The organism is Desulfobacula sp., assembly GCF_021107415.1.
Genome location: NZ_JAIOSW010000383.1, coordinates 23,368 through 29,869, shown reverse-complemented (window position 1 = coordinate 29,869; position 6,502 = coordinate 23,368). Strand labels below are relative to the sequence as shown.

Sequence of the window (6,502 nt, the reverse complement as noted above, 5' to 3'; positions counted from 1 at the left end):
TCATGGCTGCACAGGTTGATTCTGAATTTGTCCTTTGCAATCAATGTATCTGCTTCTGCCAAAAAAATATCAATTTTGTAAAGATTGGTGTGCAGCGCTTTTGACAGAATTTTCTGAAGCTCAGGCGAATCCTCCAGATAATGGTTGGCGATCTGGTAAAGCTCGCTGGAATCCTGTATGGAAAACCCCAGAACAGCGAATCGCTGGTGCCTAAGAGCAAAAGACTCAAGTTCCTTTTCATAGGCCTTTATGCTGGATATAATCTCATTGATATCCGGCTTTGATCCTTTGTTTTTTGGAACAAAATCCTCGCACTGGCTGATGATATTAATATAAAAGGCCTTGTTGTCCATTACGTAGACCGGTCTTTCCCTGTAATTTCTGCGTTTTCGTATACGCCTGATGCCATCAAGCTTGATGGAATGCTGGCTCTCTTTTTCTTCCAGCGTCTCAATATTTGAAATATCCTTGGCCTGCACGACATAGATCTCTCCATCAGTTGCGATAATATACTCAATCTCGCATCTGAATCCCAGGGCCTTCTGGATATCTTCTGAAAGCTTCAACAGCCTGTGGTCATGGGGAACCTTAGTGATGTGAGGTTCGCTCTGAACCTTGTGAGAACGGTTCCTGCAATAACCAAATTCCCAGTGGTTACCAATCATTTTTGCCATGACGCTGGAACCGTCGACAAAAGGCATAACAATGACGCCCATTTCATTTATATCGATTTCAGGTGCATGGTTGAACATCTGCTGGCGCCGGATGGATAGCCGTTTCGATGTTTGGGCGATTTTAATCATTCGATTTCTGGCGTATTTTATTCCGCCAATATCTGCATATGTATCAAAAGAATCAAAGGTGCCGCCATTATACTCTGATTCCAGAGGGTGAGCGCTTCTTGCAATGACTTTATAACTTTCACGATGTTTGTCTAAAAATGAATCAAGTTGTGTAAAATTCTCATTGTTGAACTCATCGGCCATCACATAAATGAAATCCGGAACCTTAAATCCATTTTTTCGAAGTTTTTCAAGAAGTCTTGCTTTTTCGGGTATTTTGTTTTTCATATTTGACCTTGACTTTTATTCCAGATTTCAATAATTGGATGAAAATCGACCGTTCATTCGGTTGGTTATTAACTCTTTTTAGGTAACATATGTCAAAACGGAATGCAATACTTACCGAAGTCACCCAGTTGTCTTCAAGAAATGAGTTCAAGGGAACCCAAGCCCATCATAGTTCCAATATATATAAAAAACTCAACGTTAAACTGCCTGTAAAAGTCCTTCTGGTGGATGATGAAAAGGAGTTTGTACAGACCCTGTCAGAGCGCCTTCAGATGCGGGATATGGGGACTGCGGTTGTCTACGATGGAAAGTCGGCACTGGATAGGGTTCGCAATGATGCCCCGGAGGTGATGATCATTGATCTGAAAATGCCCGGAATCAACGGCATGGAAATTTTAAAAAAAGTAAAACAGACGAAGCCTGAAATCGAAATAATTGTATTGACCGGTCATGGATCAGGCCAGGACAAAAAAAAGTGCATGGATCTGGGCGCCTTTGCGTATTTGCAAAAACCGGTTGATATCAACTTACTAATCCAGACCCTGAAAAAAGCGCATGAGAAAACAAGGCCGGGTAAGAAAACAAAATCAGGTGAATAAATAGAAGAATGAGGCGCATTTTTAAATGCGAGAATGAAAATCATTAAAAGATTACAAAAACTTAAACCCGCATTCTGGGACCACCGGGACATTGCCGGCACCCATTCGCACACTGGTTTTAATTTTACACGTAAATGGAAGCTGATTGTGCTGTTTACATCTTTTATGGCCCTTTTGCCCCTTTTTGTCATGACCCTTGTGGATTCCAGACTCACGCATCGAACCATCGAAGATGAGATGAAAAGCAGTATGTCAAAAATTTTAAACTCTGCAGCAGCTTCCATCTCTTTATCCAAAGACCTTAAAAAATCAGCTTTAAAATATGTTGCTCTTCTTGATTCCGGAGAGGACAACGACATATTTGTAGTTAATGAAACCGGCACTTTGCTAACCCCCTCCTTTCATTACGGCAAGGCAGGCACTCCCAATGCCCTTAACACCAAACAATTTAAAGACAAGGCCGGAATTGAAGAAGATATAGCACTCGACGGAAAGGCGATCATCGCAGGGTATGCCAGGATACCGGATTCCTCTTTAATAGTTGTACTGGTCAAGAACAAAAAATGGCTTACCGACCTGTGGTTCAAACCCAGGCTTAAATTGGTCGGGTATCTGGCTGTCAGCATTGTTTTGATTCTATTATCCATAATGGGGTCAACCTATCTTGTGGGGCGGATCCATTCAGCAGATCGAAAGAGGATTAAAGCCCTTCATCATGCCGAATATGCAAACAAACTTGCATCCATCGGCCGCCTGGCATCAGGCGTTGCCCATGAAATCAATAATCCCCTGGCCATTATCAACCAGAAAACCGGTTTAATTATGGATCTGTTTACACTGAAAAAAGATTTATCTTCTGATGAGAGACTGATGCCCCTTGCAAAGGATGTCCTTGATGCGGTGAAACGGTGTGGCACAATTACCCGTCGGCTGCTGGATTTTGCCCGGCACATGGAACCCAGCATACAGCCAGTGAATATAGGAATGATCATTGGCCAGGTACTTGCCTTTCTTGAAAAGGAAGCCGAACGTCGATGCATCACCATATCTGTGGAAAATGAGGATTTCATTCCAAATTTTGAATGTGACAGAGGCAGTCTGCAACAAGTTTTTTTAAATTTGATTGAAAATGCATTTGCTGCAATGGAAGATGGTGGGCGATTGAATATCTGTGTCAGATTCAAAAAAAAACAAAAGGTAACCATATCAGTTTCCGATAATGGAAAAGGTATTTCCGATGATGATATTCATAAAATTTTTGAGCCTTTTTATTCATCTAAAAACGATCATTGGGGCAGTGGACTTGGGCTGTCTATTACCTACGGACTGGTCAAAGAAATCGGTGGTGATATCATAGTAAAAAGTACGGTGGGTGAAGGCACATGTTTTACATTAACACTACCTTTAAATGCTGAGGCTAAAAATGGCAAAAGGTGAAAATATGCTGGCACAGGGAGGGATGAAATTCTTCGGCAAAATGTCTGCCTCTGCAACCCATGAAATCAAAAATACCCTGGCCATTATCAATGAGAGTGCCGGACTGCTGGAAGATCTGTCATTGATGGCAGATAAAGGGCATCCCCTTTCTATTACACGCATTAAAAATATCTCAAAGATGGTGACAAGACAAGTGCAACGGGCAGATCTTGTATTGAGAAAATTGAACCAATTCTCTCACAGTGCTGATCAGTTAACAGATATTGCTGATCTTGAAAAAACACTCTGTTTTGTTCTGGATTTGGCATCCCGGCTTGTTGAAGGTCATGGGGTGATAGTTGAGGTAACCTCCCCCTCATCCCCCATGATGGTTGCCACAAACCTGTTTTATCTGGAAAATATAATCTGGAGGGCCATTGAAAGCGCATGTTGTACGGCAAAGGGGAAAAAGCAGATAATGATTTCATTTGGAAGCCATTTGACAGCACCTTCAATCTGGTTTCTAATAGACACGGTTAAAGATGACTTAATGGAGGATCTGTTTGGATCAAAAGAAGACCAGGCCCTAATGGCACACTTAGATATATCCATTGAAAAAAATAAAAATAATAACAGTTTTGGCCTTTTGTGGCCAAAGCGGTTTTAACCCTTTAGGCCAATTTGATTTGGCTAAGACACTAACGTGATAAGGAGAAAGATAATGTCAGAAAAAGTATTGCTCGTGGATGATGAAAAAGAATTTCTGGAAGTCATGTCCGAACGGATGAAAGCCCGCGGCATGGAGGTTACCACTGCTGAATCTGCTGACCAGGCCATGTCCATTTTAGAAAAAAAATCATTTGATGCTATTGTTATGGATTTTCAGATGCCGGGAATGGATGGTATGGAGGCATTAAAGACCATTAAAAATAAAAAACCAGAGCTGCAAATCATTTTACTTACCGGTTATGCCACTGTTGAAAAAACAGTTGAAGCCATGAAAGTCGGTGCCACGGATTTCCTTGAGAAACCCGCAGATCTTGAAGCCCTTGCAGAAAAAATTAAAAAAGCAAAAACTGAAAAGATGCTCATTGTTGAAAAACAAACTGAGGAAAAGATCAAGGATATTCTCCAGAGGCATGGCGGATAATTTTTAAATTATCTTAAATTTAAATGAGTTTCCTTGACAAAAAGTGACTTCATATCTTATTTAGAACAAATTAAAAAATAAAGGGCGGATATAACCCCTAGATAAATTATATCAAGATAAATTATATTAACTTTAGGAGAATAATATTAATATGAGTACTGATACGAGTGCCTTAACCGCCTCTAACTTTGACTGGAAACGGATAGTTTTTCTATTAATCGGTCTTACACTTTTTTTTGTCGTTAATTTTTCCCCGCCATGGCCGGATGCCATTGATCCCACAGGAAAACATTTTGTACTGAGCAAAGAGGCCAAGGGAGCGCTGGCTGTATTCCTCCTTGGCGGTACCTGGTGGGTTTTTGAGGTGGTGCCTATTGGCGTCACCAGTCTGACCATTGGAGTTTTGCAGGTTCTGTTTTTAATCCGACCTGCACAAAAAGCTTTTACGGATTTCATGACCCCTTCCGTACTTTTTATCTTTGCATCTCTTGTTATCGGAATGGTTTTTACAAAAACAGGTCTGACAAAGCGCCTGGCTTATAAAATGCTGGCTATTGTGGGTGAGAAGACCAGCATGATTTATCTAGGGTGTTTTGTTGTAACGGCTGCCCTGACACATATCATGGCCCATACTGCTGTCGCCGCAACCATGTATCCGCTTCTCATGACCATCTATGCAATGTATACGGATGATGATGAACCCACCAAATTCGGAAAAGGATTGTTCATGGGAATGGCATTCGTAGCTGGTGCCGGAAGTATTGTAACCCTGCTTGGTGCAGCAAGAGGAGCGGTTGCACTTGGTTTTTTCAAGGACATCGTTGGAAGAGATGTCAGCTTTTTTGAACTTACTTTTTATATGTTTCCCATTGGATGGGCCATGACATTTGTTTTGTGGGGATTTTTCATGGTTTTTTTCAAACCTGAAAAAAAAACCATACCCGGGCTTAGAGAAAAAGCGAAAAAACTGGGCGCTGCAATGGGAAAAATTACAAAGACTGAAATCCTTGCCGCCAGTATCATTTTTATCTGCATACTTGTCATGTCTGCCAAACAGTTTATACCCATTTTACAACCTGTGGACAAGACAGCCATCATCCTTGTTTCAACTGTACTCTTTTTTGTGTTTCGTATTCTGGATATCAAGGATCTTGAAATGGTTCCGTGGAACATTATCCTGTTATTCGGCGGTGCAATGAGTATTGGTTTTTGTCTGTGGCAAACCGGGGCTGCAGAATGGCTGGCCATCAACTGGTTGACCATGTTTCAGGAATCACACTGGTTTATTTTTGTCATGAGTATTGCTTTTTTTATCATGATAATGACCAACTTTATCATGAATGTGGCAGCCATTGCCATTTCCCTGCCGGTTGCTCTTGTCATTGCTCCTTACCTTGGCGTAGCACCGGAAGTTATCCTCTTTTCCGCCCTTATCGTTGCGGGGATGCCCTTTTTGCTTCTGGTGGGAGCCGCTCCCAATGCTATTGCCTATGATTCAAAACAGTTTACTACGGGAGAATTTTTCTTATTTGGAATCCCTGCCAGTATACTTCTTATGATCTTGGTTGGAATTGCGGTTGCAGTTATCTGGCCTATTATGGGGATGCCAATACTGATAAAATAATAATAAGGGATGAAAAATATGGATACTAAAAAAATTAAAGAGGTGATGATTCCTTTATCTGAATATGCCACGGTGAATGAAAATGATACCCTTCAAAATGCAATTAAAACGCTTTATCATTCACAACAGACCCTATCAAGCAATGAATATAAACACAGGGCGGTTCTTGTTTATGATGAAACAGGGAATATTACGGGAAAAATAAGTTCTCTGGATGTTTTACGTGCGCTGGAGCCCAAATACAGCCAGTTTGGACACTCTGATCACCTTGCCAAGATGGGGTTATCACGATTTGGGCTGAGTAATGATTTCCTTCATTCTCTGGTTGAAAATTACAATCTTTGGGATGAAAGCTGTGAATCCCTTGTAAAAACGGCCAAAAAAAGAAAAGTAAAAGACATAATGTATTCCCCCCAGGAAGGCGAATATATCAACGAAGATCTCCCTGTTCCGGAGGCAATACACCAGTTTATTCTGGGTCACCACCAGTCTTTGCTGGTGCTTAAACAAGATAAGGTTGTCGGTATCTTAAAACTTACTGACGTATTCAAGCTCATTTGTGATCTAATTGTAAAAGAATAATCATATTACCCCGCTAGAATTGGTAAAAAACCAACCAATTCTAGCGGACAACTATTCGAAC

At 41.0% G+C, this 6,502-nt stretch carries 7 protein-coding genes; 6 read left to right on the top strand and 1 reads right to left on the bottom strand.

Translation table 11 applies throughout. From position 1 onward, the window contains the following. Window positions 1-1,070, bottom strand: a 1,070-nt coding sequence (locus K8S13_RS19340; RefSeq protein ID WP_291465124.1) for a hypothetical protein, incomplete at its 3' end; no start/stop codon positions are given. Window positions 1,071-1,159: 89 nt separating this feature from the next. On the opposite strand from K8S13_RS19340, the gene K8S13_RS19335 reads away from it, so the two are divergent. The 6 genes from K8S13_RS19335 to K8S13_RS19310 all read left to right on the top strand — a co-directional run bounded on the left by K8S13_RS19335 (window position 1,160) and on the right by K8S13_RS19310 (window position 6,441). Continuing rightward, window positions 1,160-1,669, top strand: coding sequence for a response regulator (locus tag K8S13_RS19335; RefSeq protein WP_291465122.1), 510 nt, complete (start codon window positions 1,160-1,162; stop codon window positions 1,667-1,669). A gap of 33 nt (window positions 1,670-1,702) precedes the next feature. After that, window positions 1,703-3,106, top strand: a complete 1,404-nt coding sequence (locus K8S13_RS19330) for an ATP-binding protein (RefSeq protein WP_291465120.1) — start codon at window positions 1,703-1,705, stop codon at window positions 3,104-3,106. Next, entirely contained in the window at window positions 3,093-3,752 is a 660-nt protein-coding gene (locus tag K8S13_RS19325) for a hypothetical protein (protein ID WP_291465118.1), read from the top strand. Before K8S13_RS19330 ends, K8S13_RS19325 begins: the two co-directional genes overlap by 14 nt. A gap of 54 nt (window positions 3,753-3,806) precedes the next feature. Further along, window positions 3,807-4,235 (top strand): response regulator, encoded by a 429-nt coding sequence (locus tag K8S13_RS19320; protein WP_291465116.1) that lies wholly within the window; start codon window positions 3,807-3,809, stop codon window positions 4,233-4,235. Window positions 4,236-4,386: 151 nt separating this feature from the next. Beyond that, on the top strand, window positions 4,387-5,859 hold the full coding sequence (locus K8S13_RS19315; protein WP_291465115.1) for an SLC13 family permease: 1,473 nt from the start codon (window positions 4,387-4,389) through the stop codon (window positions 5,857-5,859). 18 nt (window positions 5,860-5,877) lie between these two features. Beyond that, a complete protein-coding gene (locus K8S13_RS19310) occupies window positions 5,878-6,441 on the top strand; it encodes a CBS domain-containing protein (protein WP_291465113.1) in 564 nt (187 codons plus the stop codon). Window positions 6,442-6,502: the final 61 nt, after the last annotated feature.